This is a genomic window from Nonomuraea fastidiosa, assembly GCF_042751225.1.
In the GTDB taxonomy this organism is placed as follows: Bacteria; Actinomycetota; Actinomycetes; order Streptosporangiales; family Streptosporangiaceae; genus Nonomuraea; species Nonomuraea fastidiosa.
Window position 1 is genome coordinate 6,537,617 of record NZ_CP170570.1, and the last position, 23,058, is coordinate 6,560,674.

Sequence of the window (23,058 nt, forward strand, 5' to 3'; positions counted from 1 at the left end):
CGGTGAGGGTCAGCAGGCCCGCCAGAGCAGGCGTAAGGAAACGGAATAGTTGTCGCATGTCTCAGGGGAGGTAGGCAACGGTTTCGCCGTTCTTTATAGACGTTGCTCCACATCGAGGGCAAGTCTGCAAAACACCTGAATTCCCATACGGGAAAAGATCTACTGAGGGGCATTGGACTTTCCGGCGTGTCCCGGGACGGAAATCCCGCCGCCGCGGGGCTTTCCGGGTGATGAAAGGGCTCGATGTTCGGCCACCGCCCGGCCTCGCCTCGACCCGGCGCCGTGCGCGGGGCGGCGCCCGCGATGTTCGCCGCCGATGGCGGTCACCGCAAATGGCGGTCACCGCTCTCGGCGATCACCGCCCCGCAGCCAGTCGCCCGCCGACCCTCGGTCTTCATCGCGCTTCGGACGGGTCGTCCGGCGGCCGGCGGGGTGGGCCGAACGGGCGGTTTCCCGATGGCGGAGCGGGCCGCACGGGCGGGCTCGCGGGCGGCGGGGGAGGGGCGTTGAGCCGGTCAGTCGGCGTCGGAGACGCGGCGCTGGACCTCGTCGGCGAGGCTGTCGAGGGAGCGGTCCAGCAGGCCGCGGACCTCGTCGGCGCGGGTCCCCGTGTCCGGCTCGTCCAGGAGGCTGATGTGCACGGTCACCTCGCTGGTGCCGGCGGCCGCGTCGGACACCTGGAGCCAGCCCGAGTAGTCGGGGTGGTCGCGCCCGCCCCACTCCACCCTGAGCTGCTCCTCCGAGGTGCGGAAGAGCCCTTCGTGCCGGCCTGCGCCGGGCACCAGTGAGCCGTCGGCCTCCACGGTGCCGGGCCCCGCGTCGTGGACCGACAGGCCCTGCGGCAGCCACCGATCCATGAGTTCCACATCGGATGCCACCCCGAACACCACCATGCTCTCCGCCGGCATCCCGCGAGTCGCCTCGAACTCGGCCATACCGTCCCCCCGAACCCCTGGGTTCCAATGCCAGCGCCGTACCCCCGTGATGTGCGGGCAAACAGCGGCACCCGCGACGGTGCGTCCCGCTACGGTTGCGTGGGGTAATCGAGCGGCGAGGGGAGCGGGTGATGGCGAGCGCGCCACAGGTGCCGCCGGAGATGTTCCGGTTCACCACGACGGAGCGGGCCGACCTGCACACGGCGGTGCTCTTCGCCTTCGGCGAGGCCGACGAGCGCCTGGAGACGGCGCTGACCGCCGACGAGGTGCGCGAGCGGCTGCGCGCCACCGGCTGCTACGCCCCGGTGGGCGAGCAGGACCTGGCGGGCACGCTGCGGCAGCTGGCCGGGTGGGGGCTGCTCGACGTGGTCTTCGACCACTCGGGCGGCTTCGCCACCGCCGAGGAGTACGAGCGCAGGAACCTGCAGTACGCGCTCACCAGGCGCGGCGCGGCGGCCATCGCCGGGCTCCAGCACGCGACGTCCGTGCTGGAGACGGGAGGAGCGCTGCAGACGGCGGTGCTGGACGCGATCGCCGACCGCCTCGGCGAGCTGGACGAGCTGCTGCGCGACCCCGGACCCGGGCGCAACCGGCGTATCTTCGCCTGCCTGCTGGAGCTGGAGGGCCATCTCGACGCGCTGCGCGCCGACACCCGCCGCTTCAACGCCGAGCTGCAGCGGCTGCTGCGCGCCGAGGGCACGAACCTCGCCACGTTCCACGAGGTCAAGACCGCCACCGTGGCCTACCTGCAGGACTTCGTGACAGACCTGGAGCAGCGCGGCGACACCATCGCCGCCGCCGTGCGCGCCATCGCCGAGCAGGGGGTCGAAACGCTGCACGCCCGCGCGCTCGACGGGGCGGACCTGCCGAAGGTGCCGGGGGCCGACCACGCCACGCCGTGGCTGGCGGCGCGGGCGGAGCAGTGGGAGCGGCTGCTGGCCTGGTTCGCGCCCGTGGACGGCAGCGTGCCGAGGGTGCGCAGGCTGCACGACGTGGCCAGGCGGGCCATCGTGGCGCTGCTGCAGGTGCTCGACCGCATCACCGATTCCCGCCGCCGCTCCTCCAGTGCCGCCGCCGACTTCCGTACGCTGGCCCGCTGGTTCGCCACCGCGCCCGCGGAGGACGACGCGCACCGGCTGTGGGATGCGGCGTTCGGGCTCGGCTCGGCCAGGCACGCCCACCTCGGCCACGCCGACGCCGAGCTGATCCCGCCGGGGGTGCCGTGGGCGGAGGCCGAGCCCGTCGAGGTGTCGGCGCTGCTGCGCGCGCGGGGACGTACCGAGCGGATGGGCCGCACGGGCAGGGTGCGCGACGTGGCCGAGCTGCGGGCACGCCGGCGGGGCCCAGGCCGAGCGCGAGCGCGCCGAGCTGGAGGCCGCATGGGCGGCGCTGGCCACGACGGGCCCGATCAGGCTGTCGCAGCTCGGCGAGCTCGACCACGACGCCTTCGGCCGGCTGCTCGACCTGATCGGCAGGGCGCTGGCCGAGCGGCCCGACCCGACCGGGTTCCGGCGGGCGGTCACCTCCGACGGCCGGGTGGAGATCGTGCTGCGCGCCCCCGACGACACGCCCACCGGCCGTGCGGTGGCGGTGCTGCGTACGTCCGAGGGCTGGTTCCGCACCCCCGACTACCTCATCGACGTGCGCGCGCCCGGAACGCTGCGCGAGCGGGTGGTGGGCGCGTGAGCACCCTCGCCAACCAGCTCGTACGCGCCGAGAAGGAAGAGCTGGCCCGCGCCATCAGGACCCTGCTCGGCCGCCCCCTCGTCTCCGCGCACGACGACCCGGCCGCCTTCGACCTGGTCAGGAAGCGGCGCGGGCCGCTGATCCAGTGGTTCGACTACTTCTGCGGCTGGCGGCTGATCGTGGAGCCGCGCCAGGGCTACGCCCGCCTGGTCAAGGTCAGGTCCGAGCCCGGATCCACCCGCCCGGCCCGGCGCCGCCGCACCACCAGGGCGCCGTTCGACCGCCGCCGCTACACGCTGCTGTGCCTGTGCGCGGCCGAGCTGCTCACCTCGCCCGTCACCACGATCGGGATGCTGGCGGGCCGGGTGGCGCAGGCCGCCGCCGTGGAGCCGGGCGTGCCCGCGTTCGAGCCGGTGCGGGTGGAGGAGCGCGCCGCGTTCGTGGACGCGGTCAAGCTGCTCGAGCACTACGGCGCGCTCACCGCGATGGACGGCGCCACCGACGCCTACCTCGACGACGAGGAGGCCAAGGTGCTCTACCGGGTGGACACCATGCGGATCATCCGCCTGCTGGCCGCGCCGGTGCCGCCGTCGGAGGCGGCGGCCGCAGAGCCGGTCGAGAGCGTGTGGGAGGGCGGCGGACCGCCGGTCGCGCTGACCGCCGAGGCGCGCTACGGCGCGGGCGAGCCCAGCGAGACCCAGCGCGCCCTGCACGCCCGCCACACGCTCATCCGCCGCCTGCTGGACGAGCCCGTCGTCTACCGCGACGAGCTGACCCCCGCACAGGCGGCCTACGCCGCCTCCCTGACCGGCCGCAGGATCCTGCGCCGCGCCGCGGAGGAGGCCGGGTTCGTGCTGGAGGAGCGGGCCGAGGGGTTCCTGCTGGTGGACCCCGACGGCATCGCCACCGACAGCAGGTTCCCCGACGACGGCAACCACGCCAAGGTGGCCGCCCTGCTCATGCTCGACCTGCTCGTCACCTCGGGCCCCGTCAGCGCCGCCCGGCTCGACGAGGAGGCCGCCGAGCTGCTGCGCCGCTTCCCGCAGTGGGCCAAGGCGTACCAGTCGGACGGCGGCGGGCCGCGGCTGGCCGCCGACGCGCTTGAGGTGCTCGTACGGTTCGGGCTCGCCCGCCGTACGGGTGACCGGGTCGCGGCCCTGCCCGCCGCGGCCCGCTACCGGGTCGATCGCGCGGCCGTACAGGAGGATTGATGACCGTTACCGAGCTCGCCCCGCAGCGCGCCGCGCAGGGGATGGACGCCCGCTGGGTCCCGGTGCGCGCCGGGATACTCAACGTCTGGCGCTACTACGACGAGGTGTTCGAGTTCCACCGGGGGCGGCTGCTGCTGCGCGGGCCCAACGGCAGCGGCAAGTCGAAGGTGCTGGAGCTGCTGCTGCCGTACCTGCTGGACGCCAGCCTCAAGCCGAGCAGGCTGTCCACGTTCGGCGGCGGCGAGCGGACCATGCACTGGAATCTCATGGGCGACGGCGCGGGCGGCGGCACCACCCGCGTCGGCTACGTGTGGCTGGAGTTCCGCCACGCCGACGGCCGCTGGTTCACCTGCGGTGCGCGGCTGCAGGCCACCGTGCACACCAAGAACGTCACCGCCACCTACTTCACCACCGACGCCCGCGTTGACGCCCCCGACGGCATCAGGCTCACCGGCGAGGGCGGCCAGCCGCTGACCAAGGCCCAGCTCATCGACGAGCTGGGCCCGTCCGGCACGGTCCACGAGACCGCCGAGTCCTACCGCGACGTCGTGCGCAGGACCCTCTACCGCGAGCTGAACGAGCAGCGCTACGACTCCCTGCTGACCGCGCTGCGCCAGCTCCGCACCCCCAAGCTGTCCGAACGCCTCGACCCCGGGCTGCTGTCCGACCTGCTCTCCAGCGCCCTGCCGCCGCTCGGCGAAGGCGAGATCCACGAGATCGCCGAGGGGTTCGAGCGGCTCGACCGGCAGCGCGAGGAGCTGCGGCGGCTCGACCGCGACGTGGAGGAGGCCGACCGGCTGGCCGAGCGGCAGCGCGGCTACGCCCAGCGCGTGCTGCGGGCCGCCGCCGCGGCGGTGACGTCCGCCTGGGAGCGGGTGGAGTCGCTGGCCGCCGAGGTCAAGGAGCGGCGCGAGGCGCTCAAGGAGGCCGAGCGCGAGCTCGCGGCCACGACCGTGCGGCTGGGCGAGGAGGAGGCGCGGGAGCTGGCCCTGGCCGCGCGGATCGACGGGCTGAAGGAGAGCGCGGCCTACCGCGAGGGCGGCGACCTGCACCGGCTGCGCAGCGAGGCGCAGGCGGCCCACGAGACGGCGGCCCGGCTGCGCGACCAGGCCGGCCAGGCGGCCAGGGAGGTCTCGGCCCGGCAGGAACGTGCCGAGCGCGCCGCGGCCGCCGCCCGCACGGCCGCCGCCCTGGCCGACCGCGCCCGCGCCGAGGCCCGGCAGGCGGCCGCCCGCGCCGGGCTGCTCTCCGTCCATGAGGAGGCCGAGCACCCCGGAGGGTCCGGCGGGGACATGAAGGCCGGCGCGGGCGACGCCGAGGCCGCCGTACGGCGGGCGCGCGAGCTGTCGCGGGCCGCCGTGACCAGCAGGACCGCGCAGATCCGCGAGGTCAGGGCCGGGGTGCTGGCCCACGAGGAGGCCGTCGGCCGCCGCACCGCCGCCGAGCGCGACCGCGACGAGGCCCGCGACGACCTGGCCGCCGCGCACGAGGAGCGCGAGCGGGCCGAACGCCTGCGCGACGAGCGGGCCCGCGACCTCGCCGCCGCGCTGGCCGACTGGGCGGGCGGCTGCACGCAGCTCCAGCTCGACCCCGCCACGCTGGCCGGGCTCGCCGAGGACTTCGAGCGGGCCGACGACCTGGTGAGCACCGCACGTACGATGGCCGCCGTCGAGCTGGCGGCCCGCGAGCAGCAGCTCACCGGGCTGCGCGACCGGCTGGCCGCCGAACGGGCCGGGCTCGCCGAGGAACGCGAACGCCTCAGCGACCAGACCGCGCTCGAACCGCCCGCCCCGCCCACCCGCACCGCCGCCGGGCGGCTGGCCCGCCCCGGCATACCGCTGTGGCGGGCGGTCGCGTTCCGGTCGGGACTCGACCCGGTGGCGCAGGCGGGCGTGGAGGCGGCGCTGGAGGCGTCCGGGCTGCTCAACCTGTGGCTGCGGCCGGACGGCGGGTTCGACCCCGGCGAGCACGACGCGTTCGCGGTCGCCGCGCTGGCCCGCCCCGCACCCGGCTACAGCCTGGCCCACGTGCTGCTCACCGAGCCGGACTCGCCGGTCTCCGCGGACGCCGTGCTGGGCGGCATCGCGTTCGCGCCCACCGCGATCGGCGTCGACCACCCGGCCGTCATCGGCGCGGACGGCACCTGGCGGCTCGGCCCTGCGGCGGGCCGCTGGGTCAAGCCCGAGCCCGCCTACATCGGCGCGACCGCCAGGGAACGCGCCAGGCGGCGCCGCGTCGCCGAGCTTGACGACCGGCTGGGCGAGCTGGCCGGACGCATCGCCGAGTGCGACCACCTGCTCGCCGTGGTGGACGCCGAGCGCGAGACGCTGGCCGCCGAGCTGCGCCGCAGGCCCGACAGGAGGCCGTACGCGCAGGCCCTGCAGGCGCTCGACGGCGCCGAGCGCAAGGTGGCGCTGCTGGAGGACCGGCTGCGCGCGTACGAGGAGCGGCTGCACGAGCGCGAGCAGGATGTGGCCAGGTCGCTGCGCCGCCTGACCGAGCTGGCCGACCGGCACGCGCTGCCCGCGGCGCCGTCCGCGCTGGACAACCTGGAGCAGGCGCTGCGCACCGCCGAGACCACCGGCGCCGTCTGGCACGACCGCCGCGCCGACGCCCGCGCCGCCGCCGAGCACGCCAGGCTGGCGGCCGAGACCGCCGCCCAGTACGAACGGCTCGCCCTCGACGCCGTCGAACGCGCGGAGCGCGCCGCGTCCGCCGCCGTCGTGCTGGCCGAGCGGCTGGCCGCGATCGAGGCCGTGGTCGGCGCCGAGCAGCACGAGGCGCTCGCCCGGCTCCAGGAGGCCCAGGCCGCCTACCAGGAGTGCCGCCACGCCATCAAACAGGTCAACGAGGGGCTGGCCAGGCTCAACGCCCGCCTCGGCCGGCTCAGGGGCGAGCTGGGCGCGGCCGAGGAGCGGCACGCCGAGGCGGCGCGGGCCCGCGACGAGGTCTCCGGGCGCTTCCGCCGGCTGGTGGCCGGGCACCTGCCGGCCGACGCGCGGGTGACGGTCGCGCCCGCCCCCGAGGCCGGCGGGCGGGCGGTGCTTGAGGCTGCTGAGGCGGTGGCCGCAGAGTTGGACGCAGGGCTGGACGGGGTCCCGTACGAGCACAAGCACGTCAGGGAGGCCGAGGCGCGGCTGCGTGACGCCTTCCACCACGCCAGGGAGGCGCTGGCCGGGCGGGCGGACCTGCAGCTGACCCCCGACGAGGACGTCCAGGTGCTCACCGCCACCGTGGGCGGCGTGCGCGCCGGCGCGGCGGCGCTGTGCAGGGCCCTGCACAAGGAGCGGGACGCCCGCCGCCGCGACATCACCGAGGCCGAGCGCGACCTGTTCGACCGCACGCTGGCCGGGGACACGCGGCGGCATCTCGCCGACCGCATCAGGCAGGCGACGGCGCTGGTCGAGGCCATGAACCAGCGCCTGGAACGGGTCCGCACCGCCTCCAAGGTCGCGGTGCGGCTGGTCTGGCAGGTCGATCCCACGCAGTCGCCCGGCACCCGCGCCGCCCGCGACCTGCTGCTGCGCGACCCGGCCGGGCTCAGCGAGGCCGACAAGGAGGCCCTGTACGTCTTCTTCAGGGAACGCATCGAGGAGGCGCGGGCCGACGACTCGTCGGCGAGCTGGGAGGACCAGCTCATGAAGGTCCTCGACTACACCGCCTGGCACCGGTTCGTGGTCAAGCTGGACCGGGGCGACGGCCAGGGCTGGCAGGAGCTGACGCGGAAGCTGCACGGGGCGCTGTCGGGCGGGGAGAAGGCGATCGCGCTGCACCTGCCGCTGTTCGCCGCCGTGGCCGCGCACTACCTGACCGACCCGGGCTGCCCGCGCTTCATCCTGCTCGACGAGGTGTTCGTGGGCGTGGACAGGGCCAACCGGGGCCAGGTGTTCGACCTGCTGGTGAACCTGGGGCTGGACCTGGTGCTGACGTCCGACCACGAGTGGTGCGAGTACCGCGAGCTGGACGGCATCGCCATCCACCAGCTCATCACGGGCGACGGCGACGACGCGGTGACGACGGCCAGGTTCGTGTGGAACGGCTACCGCACGGTGCCGGCCGAGTGACCCGGGCCTCGCCACGAGCCGGTGGTGGCGCACACACCTGCGGCCGCCGCGCCGGGGCCCGCTCCCGTGCGACCGGTGGTGGCGCCCATGCCCGCGCCGGGGGATCCGTTCCTGTGCGACCGACTAGTGTCTAAATCGTTTTAGAAAATTTATGGCCAGGCGCAAGTCGCGTACGAGCAGTATTGACACGTAACTCCCCGCCGTTTTACGTTCTGGACACATTAAAACGTTTTGCCGACAACGGCGCCGGAGGGCGTATGAGCGAATCTCCTCCCATCATGTCGCTACGCGATGTCAGCAAGTCCTTCGGTGCGGTCCAGGCCCTGTCGGGCGTGCGGCTCGACCTGTACGCCGGAGAGGCGCACGGCCTGGTGGGAGAGAACGGGGCCGGCAAGTCGACGCTGGTGAAGATCCTCGCCGGCGCCCATCCCGCCGACACGGGCACGCTGACCGTGGACGGGAAGGAGCTGGCGTTCTCCGGCCCCGCCGACGCCCAGGCCGCCGGAATTGCGGTGATTTATCAAGAGCCAACACTATTTCCGGATTTGTCGGTCGCCGAGAACATCTTCATGAGCCACCAGCCGCTGCGCAGCATGCGGCGCATCGACGCCAACGCCATGCGCGCGGCCACGTCCGAGCTGTTCGCCAGGCTCGGCGTCGGGCTCGACCCCGACCGGCCCGCCCGCGGCCTGTCCATCGCCGACCAGCAGCTCGTGGAGATCGCCAAGGCGCTCGCGTTCGACGCCCGCGTCCTCATCATGGACGAGCCCACGGCCGCGCTGTCCGGCGTGGAGGTCGAGCGGCTGTTCTCGGTCGTCGGGTCGCTGCGCGAGTCGGGCGCGGCCGTGCTGTTCATCTCCCACCGCTTCGACGAGATCTTCACGCTCTGCTCGCGGATCACGGTGATGCGCGACGGCCGCTGGGTCTCCACCGACCCGGCCGCCGAGCTCACCGTCGAGGAGCTGGTCCGCAGAATGGTCGGCCGCGAGGTGTCCTCGCTGTACCCCAAGACGGCGGCCGCCGTCGGCGAGTCCCGCCTGGAGGTGCGCGGCCTGACCAGGCACGGCGTCTTCGAGGACGTCTCCTTCGCCGTGCGCGGCGGCGAGATCGTGGCGCTCGCCGGGCTCGTCGGGGCCGGGCGCAGCGAGGTGGCGCGGGCCGTGTTCGGCGTTGACCGGCCCGACGCCGGCGAGGTGATCGTGGACGGCAGCACGCTGCCGCCCGGCGACACCGCCGCCGCCATCGCCGCGGGACTGGCCCTCGTCCCCGAGGACCGCCGCCAGCAGGGCCTGGTCATGGAGCTGTCGGTCGAGCGCAACGCCACCCTCACCAGGCGCTGGTCGCTGAGCCGGCTCGGGCTGCTGTTCGGCGGCGCCGAGCGGGCGGCGGCCCGCATGTGGAGCGAACGCCTCCAGGTCAAGACCGCCCGCCTCACCGACCCCGTCTCCACGCTGTCGGGCGGCAACCAGCAGAAGGTGGTGCTGGCCAAGTGGCTGTCCACCGAGCCCGGCGTGCTCATCGTGGACGAGCCCACCCGCGGCATCGACGTGGGCACCAAGGCCGAGGTGCACCGGCTGCTGTCGGAGCTGGCCGGGCAGGGCGTCGCGGTGCTGATGATCTCCAGCGAGCTGCCCGAGGTGCTCGGCATGGCCGACCGCGTGCTCGTCATGCACGAAGGCCGGCTGGTGGCCGACATCCCGCGAACGCAGGCGGATGAGGAGTCGGTGATGCTGGCCGCGACCGGACAGGGCGGTGGCGCATGACGGCGATGACCGAAACGGCCACGGGACAGGACGGTGGCGCATGACGGCGGTGACGCAGGCCCCCACGGGAGCGCGCGAGGGCACCCGGCTCGTGCACCGGGTGTTCGTGATCAGAGAGCTGGGCATCGCCGCCGCGCTGGTGCTGCTCGTGGCCGTGACCACGCTGGTCAACCCGCGCTTCCTCACCGCGCAGGGCATCAAGGACCTGCTGCTCGGCTCCACCATCCTCGCGGTGCTCGCCGTCGGGCAGAGCATCGTCGTCATCACCCGCAACGTGGACCTGTCGGTCGGTTCGGTGCTGGGACTGTCGGCGTTCGCGACCGGCAGCCTCTTCCTGGCGAACCCCGGTCTGCCCATCCCGGTGGCGCTGATCGCCGGCGTGCTGCTCGGCGCGGCCTGCGGGGTCGTCAACGGCGCGCTCATCGCCGCCGCCCGCGTCCCCGCCCTGGTGGTGACGCTCGGCACCCTGTACGTCTTCCGCGGCGTCGACTACACCTGGGCCACAGGACGGCAGATCAACGCCGCCGACATGCCGCCCGGCTTCCTGCGGATGGGCAGCGCGACCCTGCTGGGCGTGCCGGTGCTGGCGCTGTTCGCGGTGATGGTGCTGGTGGCCGCCGGCTACTACCTGCGGACGTACCGCAGCGGCAGGGAGCTGTACGCCATCGGCTCCAGCCCGCCCGCCGCCCGCCTGGCCGGGATCCCGGTCGGCAAGCGGGTCTTCGCCGCGTTCGTCGTCTCGGGCGCGCTGGCGGGCCTGGCCGGCGTCCTGTACGCGGCCCGCTTCGGCACCCTCGACGCCAACGCCGGCAACGGCTTCGAGCTGAACGTCGTGGCCGCCGTGGTGGTCGGCGGCGTGGCCATCTTCGGCGGCAGCGGCTCGGTCTACGGCGCCGCGCTCGGCGCGGTGCTGCTCACCACGATCAGCAGCGCGCTGCCGGTGCTCGGCGTGAGCCCGTTCTGGCAGCGGGCCGCCGTGGGTGCGCTCATCCTGGCCGCGATCGGCCTGGACCGGGCGCTGGCCGTCCGCATGGCGAGGTCCCTGCGAGGAAGGAGCGGCCGTGGCTGACCGGGTGCGTGACGAAGCGGCGAAAAGTGCGGGGGACGCGGCGAAAAGCGCGGGGGACGGCGTGAACGAGAGCACGGCGCGCGGCATCCGGACCGGCACCAGGACCGGTAGCGGAAGCGGGGCGGCAGCGGATGCGGGCGGCGGCCTGCTGCGGCGGGTGCGGCCGGTCGTCGGCTCCTGGGACGCCGCCCTGGTCGTGGCGCTGATCCTGGTCGTCGCGGCCGGCGCGCTCACGATCGAGGGCGTGGCGAGCCCGCGCTTCTGGCGGTTCGTGACGCTGGAGGTCATCCCGATCGCGCTCATCGCGCTGCCCATGACCCTGGTGATCATCACCGGCGAGATCGACCTGTCGGTGGCCAGCATCCTGGGTCTGACCTGCACCGTCATGGGCCAGCTCTGGCTGTGGGGCGTCACCTCGCTGCCCGTGGTGATCGTGCTGTGCCTGCTGCTGGGCGCGCTGCTCGGCGCGGTCAACGGCCTCTTCGTGACCGGCTTCGGGCTGCCGTCGCTCGCGGTGACGATCGGCACGCTGGCGCTCTACCGAGGGCTCGCGTACGTGGTGCTCGGCGACAAGGCGGTGGCCGACTACCCGCCCGAGTGGACCATGGGCGCGATCGCCCCCATCCCCGGGCTGACCATCCCGTGGATGATCCTCGTGGTCGCCGCCCTGGCGATCGTCTTCGCGCTCGTGCTGCACGCCACCCCGATCGGCCGTGGCCTGTACGCCATCGGCAACAACGCCGAGGCCGCCCGCTTCACCGGCATCGGCGTGGCCCGCACGAAGTTCTGGCTCTTCGTCGCGACCGGCGCCATGTCGTCGCTGGCCGGCGTCTTCTGGACGCTGCGCTTCGCCAGCGCCCGCGCCGACAACGGCATGGGCCTGGAGCTGGCCGTGGTGGCCGCGGTGCTGCTCGGCGGCGTGTCCATCTTCGGCGGGCGCGGCGGGCTGCTCGGCGTCATCGCCGCCGTCATCCTGCTCGGCACGCTGCGCAACGCGCTGCAGCTCGCGTACGTGCCGGCCAACACCCTGACCATCATCACCGGATCCCTGCTCATCGTCTCCGTAGTGGGACCCAACGTCGCCGGCATGGTGCGCGAGCGGTTGCGCCGCCGGCGATCCGTCACCCCCTGACCGCGATCGCGGGCCGCGAAAGGAACCCCATCATGGCAGCGATAACTCGAGGAGGCAGGGCCGTCGCCCTGGCGGTGCTCACCGCGTTCAGCCTCGCCGTCTCCGGCTGTGCGAGCCAGGAAGAGGTAGCCCAGCCCACCTCCGGCGCCTCCGCAGGCACGGGGACGATCAAGGAGGGGCTGAAGATCGCCTTCCTGCCCAAGCAGGTGAACAACCCGTACTTCGACGCCTCCGACAACAAGGGCGGCAAGATCGCGGTCGAGGAGTTCAAGGGCGTCTACAGTCAGACGGGTCCCTCGGAGGCCAGCCCGTCGGCGCAGGTCAGCTACATCAACACGCTGTCGCAGCAGGGCACCGACGTGATCGTGGTCTCCGCCAACGACAAGGACGCGATCTGCGGCGCCCTCCAGGAGGCCCGCACCGCCGGCGCCAAGGTGGTCACGTACGACTCCGACACCAACCCGTCCTGCCGGGACCTGTTCATCAACCAGGCCAGCGCGGAGGGCATCGCCGCCTCGCAGATCAAGCTCATCAGCGAGGCGATCGGCGAGGAGGGCGGTGAGATCGCGATCCTGTCGGCGACCGCGAACGCCACCAACCAGAACACCTGGATCGAGATGATGAAGACCGAGCTGGCCAAGCCCGAGTACGCCAAGCTCAAGCTGGTCGACACCGTCTACGGCGACGACGACGACCAGAAGTCGTTCCAGGAGACGCAGGGCCTGCTGGCCAAGCACCCCGACCTCAAGGGCATCATCTCGCCCACCACGGTCGGCGTCGCGGCTGCCGCCCGCTACCTGTCCGCCTCCGAGTACAAGGGCAAGGTGCAGCTCACCGGGCTCGGCACGCCCAACCAGATGCGCGCGTACGTCAAGGACGGCACGGTCAAGGCGTTCGCCCTGTGGAACCCGTCCGACCTCGGCTACCTGGCCGCCTACGCCGGCGGCGCGCTGGCCTCCGGGCTGATCACCGGCAAGGAGGGCGAGACGTTCAAGGCCGGCAAGCTCGGCGACTACACGGTCGGCAAGGACGGCACGGTCCTGCTGGGCGACCCGTTCGTCTTCACCAAGGACAACATCGACGACTTCGACTTCTGACGCACGGAACGGCCGGGACCGCACCTGAGGCGCGCGGCCCCGGCCTCCGCGTTCTCCATCGGGCTCCGTGCCTGCGCCCGGGCCGGCCTCCGCGTTCCCAGCGGGCTCCGCACCCGCGCCACGGTTCGGCCCCCGCGCTTTCCCGGCTCAGAGCTGGTGCGACCAGGGTGGGTCGGCGCCGGGGACCGTGCACGTCAGCGCCGCCACGCGGGCCGCGAACGTGGCCGCCGCCACGGCGGTGTCCAGGTCGAGCCCGTCCAGCCGCCCGCCGAGCAGCCCCTTGCCCTCCAGGTGGTGCAGCAGCCCGGCGGTGAACGCATCGCCCGCCCCGATCGTGTCGGCCACCTCCACGGGAACGGCGGGCACGGTGGCGCGCTCGCCGTCCAGCGACACCAGCGCCCCCTTCTCGCCGAGCGTGACCACGATCAGCCGGGCCCCGGCCGCGTGCCAGCGGTCGCAGGCGGCCTCCGCCGTGGTGCCCGGCAGCAGGAACGCGAGGTCGTCGTCGCTCAGCCGCAGCACGTCGGCGTACGCGCACCATCGTTCCACCTGATAGTCGTCCCGCGCGGCGAGGCTGGGCCGCACGTTGGGGTCGATCGAGACCGTGACCCGCTCGGCGGCGGCCGCCGCGAACTCCTCGACGGCCGCCGCGCCCGGCTGCTTGACCAGCGCGAGCGAGCCGGTGTGCAGGCACGAGGCGGTGCCGAGCCGCGCAAGGTCCAGCTCGTCGCGCGTCCACTGCCAGTCGGCGGTGCCCTGGGCGTAGAAGGTGTACGCGGCCCGCCCGCTCTCGTCCAGCGCGGCCACCGCCAGCGTGCTCGGCTCTGCGGCCGCGACCGCCGCCGACAGGTCCACGCCCGACGCGGCCAGCCGGGCGCGGAACATCTCGCCGAAGACGTCACCCGACAGCCGCCCCAGGAAACGGGCCCGCGTGCCGAGCCGGGCGAGCGCCACCGCCGTGTTCGCCGGCCCGCCGCCGGGCAGCACCCGCAACCCCAGCCCCGCCCCCGCGCCGCCCTCACCGTTCGCGCCGCTGGGCCCGTTCGCGCCGCCGGGTCCGCGCGCGCTGCTCGGACCGCCCGGCACGCTCGCGTCGCCCGCCGGTGGGGACTCGGTGAAGCCGTCGGCGACGCACTCGCCGAGCACAGCGATCATCGGACCAGCCTCTCTTCCCGGGTACGCTGCCGTGTCCGCACAGTCAGGAGCGCGGTCATGTGCATTGACGCCCTCCTGGACGGAGTTCATCATCGCAGCACGGCCCGGATGTCATCGATGACACCTGACATCGATGACATCGCCAGCACCGCGATGGGAACCGCCATGAACGTCAGAATTCCGGCCGGACTCCTCGTCACCGCTCTCCTCATCGCCGGCTGCGGCGGCGCCGACCAGGCCGCCACCGCCACTCCCAAGGTCGGCCTCATCAGCAAGACGGAGACGAACCCGTTCTTCGTCAAGATGAAGGAAGGCGCCCAGAAGGCGGCCCAGGCCGAGGGCCTGGAACTGATGAGCGCCGCAGGCAAGTTCGACGGCGACAACGCCGCCCAGATCACGGCCATCGAGAACATGGTCGCCGCCGGCGTCAAAGGCATCCTCATCACCCCGAGCGACACCAAGGCCATCGTGCCCGCCATCAAGAAGGCGCGGGACGCGGGCGTCCTGGTCATCGCGCTCGACACGCCGACCGAGCCGCAGGACGCCACCGACGCGCTGTTCGCCACCGACAACTTCAAGGCCGGTGAGCTGATCGGCCGGTACGCCAAGGCCGCCATGGCCGGCACACCCGCCAAGATCGCCACCCTCGACCTGGCGCCCGGCATCACGGTCGGGCAGCTCAGGCACGACGGCTTCCTCAAGGGGTTCGGCGTCCAGGAGGGCGACCCGTCGATCGTCTGCTCCCAGGACACCCGCGGCGACCAGGCCAAGGGCCAGACCGCGATGGAGAACTGCCTGCAGAAGGCTCCCGACATCAACGTCGTCTACACCATCAACGAGCCCGCCGCGCTGGGCGCCTACACGGCGCTGAAGGCCAAGGGCAGGGAGAAGGACGTGCTGATCGTGTCCGTGGACGGCGGCTGCACCGGCACCAAGGCCGTGCAGTCCGGCCAGATCGCCGCCACCAGCCAGCAGTACCCGCTCAAGATGGCCGAGCTGGGCGTCAAGGCGGTGGCCGCGTTCGCGAAGACCGGGCAGAAGGCCACCGGCTACACCGACACCGGCGTCACGCTCATCACCGACAAGGCCGTCCCCGGCGTCGAGGCCGAGGACACCGCCTACGGCCTGGCCAACTGCTGGGGCTGACGATGGCCGTGCTGGAAGCGCCGCCGCTGCGGCGCCGCCTGATGGGCCGCCTGATCGCCACCCCCGTCGCCGGGCCCCTCGCGGCGCTGGTGCTGGCCTGCCTGTTCTTCGGGCTCAACAGCGCCCAGTTCTTCACCGGGCCCAACTTCTCGCTGATCATTCAGCAGGTGATGGTGGTCGGCACGCTGGCCATCGGGCAGACGCTGATCATCCTGACCGCGGGCATCGACCTGGCCTGCGGCGCGATCATGGCGTTCGGCGGGATCGTCATGACCAAGCTGGCCGTGGACTCCGGCTGGCCGCCGCTGCTCGCCGTCGCCGCAGGGCTCGCGGTGTGCGCCGGGTTCGGGCTGGTGAACGGGCTGCTGGTGACGCGGATCGCGCTGCCGCCGTTCATCGTGACGCTCGGCATGCTGAACGTCGTCTTCGCGCTGACCCACATCTACTCGGCCGAGCAGACGGTGACGAACCTGCCGGCGCCGCTGACCTTCCTCGGGCAGACGTTCCGCATCGGGCAGACGAACGTCACCTACGGTTCGCTGCTGACGATCCTGCTGTTCCTGCTGTTCGCGTACCTGCTGGGCTCGACCGCCTGGGGCCGCCACGTCTACGCGCTCGGCAACAACCCCGAGGTGGCCCGCCTGACCGGCATCAGGACCCGCCCCCTGCTGGTCGGCGTCTACACACTGGCCGGCCTCGTGTACGGCGTCGCCGCCCTGCTGCTGGTCTCCCGCACCGGCGTCGGCGACCCGCAGGCGGGGCAGACCGACAACCTCGACAGCATCACCGCGGTCGTGCTCGGCGGCACCAGCCTGTTCGGCGGGCGCGGCCTGGTCATCGGCACGCTCATCGGCGCGCTGATCGTCGGGGTGTTCCGCAACGGCCTGCAGCTCATGGGCGTGCCGTCGATCTACCAGACGCTCATCACCGGCGTCCTGGTCATTCTGGCGGTCGCCGTCGACCAGCTCTCCCGCAGGAGGACGCGATGACCACACCGGTGCTGCAGGCCCGCGGCCTGGTCAAGCGGTACGGCCACGTGACGGCGCTGGACGGCGCCGACTTCGACCTGATGCCGGGCGAGGTGCTCGCGGTCGTCGGCGACAACGGCGCCGGCAAGACCAGCCTGATCAAGGCGCTGACCGGCGCGCTGCAGCCGGACGCCGGCGAGATCAAGATCGACGGCGAGCCCGTACGGCTGCGCGACCCGCTCGACGCCCGCAGGCACGGCATCGAGACGGTCTACCAGGACCTCGCCGTGGCCGCCTCGCTCGACATCGCCACCAACATGTTCCTCGGCCGCGAGCTGCGCAAGCCCGGCCTGCTCGGCACGGTCTTCCGCATGCTGGACAAGAAGCGCATGCGGGAGGAGTCGGCCAGGCACATGGCGGAGCTGAAGATCGGGCTCGGCTCGCTCACCCAGCCGGTCGAGACGCTGTCCGGCGGGCAGCGCCAGGGCGTGGCCGTGGCCAGGGCGGTGGCGTGGGCGACCCGCGTCGTCGTCATGGACGAGCCCACCGCCGCGCTCGGCGTCAAGGAGTCCGGGCAGGTGCTCGACCTCATCAGGCAGGTACGCGACCGCGGCACCCCCGTCGTGCTGATCAGCCACAACATGCCGCACGTGTACGAGATCGCCGACCGCATCCACGTCCAGCGGCTCGGCCGCCGGGCCGCCGTGCTGAACCCGCGCGAGCACGGCATGGCTGAGGTGGTCGCCATCATGACCGGGGCCGTGCGGGTGTCGGACGGCACGTCCGTCGTCGCCGACGAGGACGCGGCGCGGGCGATCGGCCTGTCCTGACCGGCCGGGCTCCGGTCATGCGGCGCGCGCGGCGGCCCGCGGCGAGCACGATGCCCACGCTGGCGGACGTCGGCCGCGAGGCCGGGGTGACCGCCAAGACCGTCTCCCGCGTGCTCAACGGCGACGGCCCGGTCGCCGGGCGGACCCGGGAACGGGTGCTCGCGGCGGTCAGGCGGCTCGGCTACCGGCCCAACCTCATGGCGCGCAACATCAGGATCGGCGCGCGGGACGCCACGGTCGGGCTGGTCATCCCCGAGCTGGGCGACCCGTTCTTCGGCGCGGTCGCGGGCGGCGTCGAGCACGCCGTACGGGCGCGCGGGCTCACGCTCATCGTCGGCTCGTCCGAGGAGACGGCGGCACGTGAGGAGGCGCTGATCGCGACGTTCCTGAACCGCCGGGTCAGCGCCCTGCTGATCGTGCCCGCGGCCGGCGGCGACCACCGGCACCTGCGCGCTGAGCGCGCCGCCGGGCTGCCCGTCGTCTTCCTCGACCGGCCGCCCGCGCGGCTCACCGCCGACTGCGTGGTCAGCGCCAACCGGGAGGGCTCGCGAGCCGGCGTCGCCCACCTGATCGCCCGGGGCCACCGCAGGATCGGCTTCGTCGGCGACCTGCCCGCGCTCTACACGCGGCGCGAGCGGCTGCGCGGCTACCGGGACGCGCTCGCCGCCGCCGGCCTGCCGTTCGAGCGCACGCTCGTCACGACCGGGCACGGCCCGGAGGCCGCCGCCCGCGCCACCCTGCGATTACTCGGCCTGCGCGAGCCGCCTACCGCGCTGTTCGCCGGCAACGACCTCGCCGCCCTGGGCGCGGTGGTGGCGCTGGCCAGGGCCGGGCGCAAGGACGTGGCGCTGGTCGGGTTCGACGACCCGCCGCTCGCCGAGGCGCTCGACCCGCCGCTGACCGTGGTCGCCCAGGACCCGGCGGGCATCGGGGGAGCGGCGGCCGAGCTGGCGCTGGCCCGGCTGGACGGTGACCGCTCACGGGCCCGCCGCACGGTCGTACCGACCCGCCTGATCGCCCGAGGTTCGGGCGAGCTGCCGCCGCCCGGCTGAGCCCGCACGCGTGGAGAAGAGCCCCGCCCGGCCGAGCCCGCGCGGGGTCCCCACCCCTGAGCCCGCACACGCAGAGGGGGCCGCCCCTTCCGGGACGGCCCCCTCGTCACGTGATCATCGTCCGGCCGTGGAGCGGCCGGGCAGCGGCGTTGGACGCTTCACCGCTTGACCGTGAAGTGGCCGGTCAGCGGGCCGAGCGTGACGGTGTACGTGCCCGCCTGGGTGCGCCGCAGCTCGAACGAGACCTTCGCGTCCTTGCCGGGCTTCAGCGTCACCGCGCGCCGCTGCTCCTCGGCGCCGTTCACGCGGACCACGGCGTCGTACGTCCCCTCGCGCTCGCCGATGTTGCGCACCTGCGCGCTCACCCGCACGTGCCCCGAGGGCGACGACTCCGGCGTCACCTTCAGGTCGCTCACCACGAACAGCGCCTCGGGCCCGTTCACCAGGTCGTGCACGAAGATGTCCGAGCGCTTGTTGGTGTCGCCGTCGACCAGGTTGGTCGAGGTGCTCTCGAACGTCACGTACCGGCCGTCTGCGCTGATCGACGGCAGGTACGAGCGCCCGTCGCCCTCACCGCCCCCGGGCACGGCGGACACCCGGGAGGTGGTGCCGGCCGCGACGTCCCGGACGAAGATGTCGTTGAGGTTGTTGGTGTCGCCCTCGACGAGGGTGTCGGCGCTGCTGTAAAAGGCGACCTTGCTTCCGTCGGCGGAGAGCGAGGGGGCGAAGGTCAGGGCGTTCGCGCCGGTCCCGTCCAGCGTCACCGACACCATGTCGGCCTTGCCGGTGGCCAGGTCCTGCACGTAGATCTCGCCGAGCCCGAAGCCGTTCGAGTACGCGATCTTGGTGCCGTCCGCGCTGATCACCGGGCCGTCGGTGGAGGTGGCCGGGTCGGGGCCGGTGATGCGGGTGAGCGTGCCCGTCCGCCGGTCCAGCAGGAAGGTGTCGATCTCCCCGTTGTCGTCCCCTGGCACCAGGTCGGATGCGTCGCTCTGGAATGCGATGTACCGGCCGTCGGCGCTGATCGTGGCCTCGCGGGCGTTGCCCTCCGACTGCTCGCCGTCCTGCGTCACCGAGATCCGCTCGGTGGTGCCGGTCTGCCGGTCGTGCAGGAACACGTCGTTGCGGCCGTTGGTGTCGCCGGGCACGAGGTTGGTCGCCATGCTGTCGAAGACGGCGTACCGGCCGTCCGCGCTGAGCTTCGGCGAGCCCGAGTTGTCGTCGCCGGGCTCACCGCTGGACGACACCGAGACCATCTCGGTCGTCCCGGTCTGCCGGTCGCGGACAAAGGAGTCCGTCCGGCCGTTGTCATCGCCCTCGACGAGGTTGGTCGCGCCGCTGCTGAACCCGACGTACCGGCCGTCGCGGCTGACCGTCGGCGTCAGCGAGAACGAGTCGCCGATCCCGCCGTCGGCCGCCACCGAGATCCGCTCGGTCACACGGGTGCGCAGGTCGGTGGCGAAGATGTCCAGCTCGCCGTTGGTGTCGCGCTCGTCGGTGAGGTTGGAGGCGAAGCTCGCGTACACCACCGTGCCGCCGTCGCCGCTCAGCTCGGCCCACCAGGAGTCGTGGTTGGCCTGCCGGCCGTCCGTGCCGAGCGAGACCCGCTCGGTGGGGGAGCGGCGGGGCAGCGTGAAGTCCGCCGACGCCTTGTGCTTGTCCACCGTCACCTCGATCTCAGGCGACCTGGAGACACCGGTGGCCTGTGCGGCGATCTTGTACGCACCGACCGGCACGTCCTTGATCGTGTAGTGGCCCTTGGCGTCGGTGGTGGCGGCCAGCTCGTCGGGCACGCCCAGCACGCTGACCGTGGCGCCGGGCACGGCCGTGCCGGTCGGCCCGTACGTCACCCGCCCCGAGATCGTGCTCCACCTGGTCCGCTCCAGCTCGAACCGCGTGTCGGAGAGCCGGTTCTCGCGCACCGTGACGGTCTTCTTCACGTCCTCGTAGCCGAACCTGGACAGCGTCAGCTCGTGCTTGCCCGGGGGCATCCGCAGCTCGAAGCGGCCGTTCTCGTCCGTCTCCGTGCTGCGCCCGTCGGGCCTGGTCACCCGCACGCCGGCCAGCGGCTTGCGGCCGCGCTTGTCGACGACGGTGCCGCGCACGCCGCTGGTCAGCGTCGCCTCGGCGACCGCCGCGTACGCGTCGATGCGGCCACGGCCGTAGCGGGAGTTCGGCAGCGGGCCGTAGCGGTCGTCGGCGACCGCCGTGCCGGCCAGGATCTCCTCGGCCGCGTCCACGGTCAGGTCGGGGCGGGCCTCCAGCATGAGGGCGACCGTGCCCGACACGTGCGGGGTGGCCATCGAGGTGCCGTTCAGCGCCGCGTACCCGCCGCCGGGCATCGTCGACACCACGTCCACGCCGGGCGCGGAGACGTCGGGCACCACGTACGAGTCCGGCCACTCCGGCGGCGCGTCGAACCAGTCGGTCGACTTGACCACGCCGCCGCAGGAGAAGTCGCCCACGTTGTCGTCGGCGTCGGTCGCGCCCACGGAGATCGCCTCGTACACGTTGGCGGGGCTGGAGGACGCGCCCTCCGCGCAGTTGTTGCCGACGGCGAAGGCGGGGAACGCGCCCGCCCGGTAGATGTTCCTCGCGGGCTCGACCATCTCGTCGAAGTAGCCCTCGGCGCCGAGCGACATGCTGACCACGTCGGCGGGCTCGCCTGCCGGGGTGCCGTCGGCGGCGTACGGCGCGATCGCCCACTGCATGCCCGCGATCACCTGCGCGAACGTGCCGTTGCCGCCCGGGATGGTCAGCGCGGCCATCAGCTCGGCGCCGGGCGCGACGCCGATCTGCGTGCCGGAGGTGTCGCCGCCCGCGATCGTGCCCGCCACGTGGGTGCCGTGGAAGGCGCTGTCGTGCGGCTCGCTGGCCACGGGCTTGCCGTCAGGGTCGAACTCGATCCAGCCGCCCGCGTGCTCCGGGCCCGAGCCCACCAGCTTGCCCTGCAGGTCGGGGTGGGTGATGTCGATGCCGGTGTCGAGCACGGCCACCCGGACGCCCTTGCCGGTCAGGCCGCGCTCCTTCTGCACGCGGTCCGCGCCGATCTTGGCGATGCCCCAGGTGGTCTCCTCGGCCGCCATGGTCCTGGGCTGCGGCGCGCGCTCCGGCTCGGGCGCGGTGAGGGTGAAGTTCGGGATGATCCGATCGACCAGCTCGAGCTCGGCAAGCGCGGCCAGCGTGGCGGGCGTGGCACGTACCAGGATCATGTTCTTCAGCCAGAACGTGTTGACCACCTGGTCGCCGCGCGAGCGCACGAACTCGGCCACCGGGTCCTGCACCGGCTCCGCGCTCTCCTTGAGCGCGGCGCGCGCCTGCACGGGGGTGTCGGCCGGGGGCGGCTCCTTCAGCGTACGCAATACGACGAGCGCCTCGATGCGACCGCGCGCGCTCTTCATCTGCTCGGCAAGCTTGGCGTCGATCTTGCCGCCCCGGTCGGGGGCGGGGGCCGTCTGCGCCGCGGCCGGGCTCGCGGTCGCCGGGACGAGCGTCCCGAACGTCGCGGTCGTCAGCAGAACTGCAGGTAAGACGGCTGCCAGCAGTCGGCGACCAGGCGAGCGACGAGGGGACAACGGCATGATGCTCCTTCATTCCTGTGGCCACTGGGGCCGATGGTGCTCAAGAACGCTGACATCTTCCGCCAATTACTGACAAGATCTGTTAGTGGCGAGTTTCCGCCATGTGTCGTTATCCGGACAGGAGGATCGCGTGCTGGAGGCGATCGGGCTCAGCCCTCAGGACGAGGAGGTCTACCACGCGCTCGTCCGCCGAACCCAGGCCACCGTCGCCGAGATCGTCGCCGACTGCCACCTGCCGGCCACCGCCGCCCGCCGCATTCTGCAGACGCTGCTCGACCTCGGCCTGGCCACCCGCTCCACCGGCCGGCCCACCCGCTACGTCGCCGTCTCACCCGACAGCAGCCTGGAGGCGCTGCTGCGCGAACGGGAACGCGAGCTGGACGGCGTACGCGCCCACATCCGCGCCCTCATGGACGTCTACCGCGCCAACACCCGCTTCGCCCACCCCGGCGAGCTGGTCGAGGTCGTCTCCGGGCGTGACGAGGTCAACCAGCGGTGGGTGCAGATGCAGCGGGACACGCGGGCGCAGATGCGCGGCTTCGACTGCCCGCCGTACGCCGCCCCGGCCCAGCACCGCGAACCCAACTCCGTCGAGCTCGACCTGCTGCGGCGGGGCGTGCGCTACCGGGTCATCTACGACACCAGCGTGCTGGAGATGTCCGGCTGGCTGGAGGACGTCACGATCGGGATGCAGCACGGCGAGCAGGCGCGAATCCACGCCGGGCTGCCCATGAAGCTCGGCATCTCCGACGACCGGCTCGCCATCATCCCGCTGATGCGCGCCGGGGACGACGTGCTCACCGCGTCGTACCTGATCCACCCGTCGCCGCTGCTCGACGCGCTGATCGCCCTCTTCGAGGCGCTGTGGGACCGCAGCGTCCCGGTCCGCCTCCCCGGAGCCGGCGGGCCGGGCGGGCAGGGCGGGCCGGACGGGCTCACGGGAGCCGCGGGATCGGGCGGGGCAGGCGGGCTCGGGGGCGGCGGGCTCGGGGGTGGCGAGCTCGGGGGCGGCGAGCCCGCACCCGATCGGGACCTGCCACCCGACGAGGAACGCCTGCTGACTCTGCTCGCCGCCGGCGCAACGGACCGCTCAGCGGCACGCGCCCTGGGGTGGAGCGAGCGCACGGTGCAGCGGCACATCACCAAGCTGATGCACCGGTTAGGGGTCCGCACGCGCTTCCAGATCGCCATGGAAGCCACCAGACGCGGCTGGATCTGACCCCACGCCGCCGCCCCGCCCCACTGGTCAGGGAGGCTCTGACCAGCGCCGACCCCCAGCCCGGAATGTCCCATCCCGGCTCTTGGCCTCCCGGGACGAGAAGGCTCGTCGGCCTGCGTCGCCCGCGAGCCCGGTCTCGTTCACCGTGCG

The 23,058-nt window shown here is 73.2% G+C and carries 14 protein-coding genes and 2 pseudogenes; 13 read left to right on the plus strand and 3 right to left on the minus strand.

Translation table 11 applies throughout. The features are described 5' to 3' along the window. Positions 1-515: 515 nt before the first annotated feature. On the minus strand, positions 516-935 hold the full coding sequence (locus ACFMQL_RS29995) for an SRPBCC family protein (protein ID WP_378788117.1): 420 nt from the start codon (positions 933-935) through the stop codon (positions 516-518). A gap of 161 nt (positions 936-1,096) precedes the next feature. Here ACFMQL_RS29995 and ACFMQL_RS30000 point away from each other — a divergent pair. The 8 genes and pseudogenes from ACFMQL_RS30000 to rhaS all read left to right on the plus strand — a co-directional run. After that, positions 1,097-2,221, plus strand: a pseudogene (locus ACFMQL_RS30000) (TIGR02677 family protein); the annotation flags it as partial. Positions 2,222-2,324: 103 nt separating this feature from the next. Beyond that, the gene (locus ACFMQL_RS30005; protein WP_378790222.1) at positions 2,325-2,621 is read left to right on the plus strand and encodes a DUF2397 family protein; all 297 of its coding nucleotides are present in this window, start codon (positions 2,325-2,327) and stop codon (positions 2,619-2,621) included. Between the two features lie 62 nt (positions 2,622-2,683). Then, positions 2,684-3,832, plus strand: a pseudogene (locus tag ACFMQL_RS30010) (TIGR02678 family protein); the annotation flags it as partial. After that, positions 3,832-7,896 carry a TIGR02680 family protein gene (locus ACFMQL_RS30015; protein ID WP_364053652.1) on the plus strand — a complete coding sequence of 1,355 codons (4,065 nt, stop codon included), beginning with the start codon at positions 3,832-3,834 and terminating at the stop codon, positions 7,894-7,896. The pseudogene ACFMQL_RS30010 and the gene ACFMQL_RS30015, both read left to right, overlap by 1 nt. Positions 7,897-8,153: 257 nt before the next feature. Further along, on the plus strand, positions 8,154-9,659 hold the full coding sequence (locus ACFMQL_RS30020; protein WP_378788119.1) for a sugar ABC transporter ATP-binding protein: 1,506 nt from the start codon (positions 8,154-8,156) through the stop codon (positions 9,657-9,659). Positions 9,660-9,699: 40 nt separating this feature from the next. Then, positions 9,700-10,728 carry an ABC transporter permease gene (locus ACFMQL_RS30025; protein ID WP_378788121.1) on the plus strand — a complete coding sequence of 343 codons (1,029 nt, stop codon included), beginning with the start codon at positions 9,700-9,702 and terminating at the stop codon, positions 10,726-10,728. A 61-nt stretch (positions 10,729-10,789) separates the two neighbouring features. Beyond that, a complete protein-coding gene (locus tag ACFMQL_RS30030; protein WP_364053643.1) occupies positions 10,790-11,860 on the plus strand; it encodes an ABC transporter permease in 1,071 nt (356 codons plus the stop codon). 32 nt (positions 11,861-11,892) lie between these two features. After that, entirely contained in the window at positions 11,893-12,957 is a 1,065-nt protein-coding gene (rhaS, locus tag ACFMQL_RS30035; RefSeq protein WP_364053640.1) for a rhamnose ABC transporter substrate-binding protein, read from the plus strand. Between the two features lie 147 nt (positions 12,958-13,104). On the opposite strand, the gene ACFMQL_RS30040 is transcribed toward rhaS, so the two are convergent. Further along, complete coding sequence (locus ACFMQL_RS30040) at positions 13,105-14,112, minus strand: carbohydrate kinase (protein WP_378788123.1); 1,008 nt, start codon at positions 14,110-14,112, stop codon at positions 13,105-13,107. A gap of 117 nt (positions 14,113-14,229) precedes the next feature. Here ACFMQL_RS30040 and ACFMQL_RS30045 point away from each other — a divergent pair, with 117 nt between their 5' ends. From ACFMQL_RS30045 to ACFMQL_RS30060, 4 genes are read left to right on the plus strand one after another with little or no spacing between them, the layout of a single operon-like run. Next, positions 14,230-15,258 (plus strand): sugar ABC transporter substrate-binding protein, encoded by a 1,029-nt coding sequence (locus ACFMQL_RS30045; protein WP_378788125.1) that lies wholly within the window; start codon positions 14,230-14,232, stop codon positions 15,256-15,258. A gap of 2 nt (positions 15,259-15,260) precedes the next feature. Then, complete coding sequence (locus tag ACFMQL_RS30050) at positions 15,261-16,247, plus strand: ABC transporter permease (protein ID WP_378788127.1); 987 nt, start codon at positions 15,261-15,263, stop codon at positions 16,245-16,247. Then, positions 16,244-17,056 (plus strand): ATP-binding cassette domain-containing protein, encoded by an 813-nt coding sequence (locus ACFMQL_RS30055; protein WP_364053628.1) that lies wholly within the window; start codon positions 16,244-16,246, stop codon positions 17,054-17,056. The genes ACFMQL_RS30050 and ACFMQL_RS30055 overlap by 4 nt, the downstream gene beginning before the upstream one ends. Positions 17,057-17,073: 17 nt before the next feature. Beyond that, positions 17,074-18,108 (plus strand): LacI family DNA-binding transcriptional regulator, encoded by a 1,035-nt coding sequence (locus tag ACFMQL_RS30060; RefSeq protein ID WP_364053625.1) that lies wholly within the window; start codon positions 17,074-17,076, stop codon positions 18,106-18,108. 158 nt (positions 18,109-18,266) lie between these two features. Here ACFMQL_RS30060 and ACFMQL_RS30065 read toward each other — a convergent pair whose 3' ends face one another. After that, on the minus strand, positions 18,267-21,689 hold the full coding sequence (locus ACFMQL_RS30065) for a S8 family serine peptidase (RefSeq protein WP_378788130.1): 3,423 nt from the start codon (positions 21,687-21,689) through the stop codon (positions 18,267-18,269). A 130-nt stretch (positions 21,690-21,819) separates the two neighbouring features. On the opposite strand from ACFMQL_RS30065, the gene ACFMQL_RS30070 reads away from it, so the two are divergent. Further along, a complete protein-coding gene (locus ACFMQL_RS30070; RefSeq protein ID WP_378788132.1) occupies positions 21,820-22,908 on the plus strand; it encodes a helix-turn-helix domain-containing protein in 1,089 nt (362 codons plus the stop codon). Positions 22,909-23,058 lie beyond the last annotated feature (150 nt).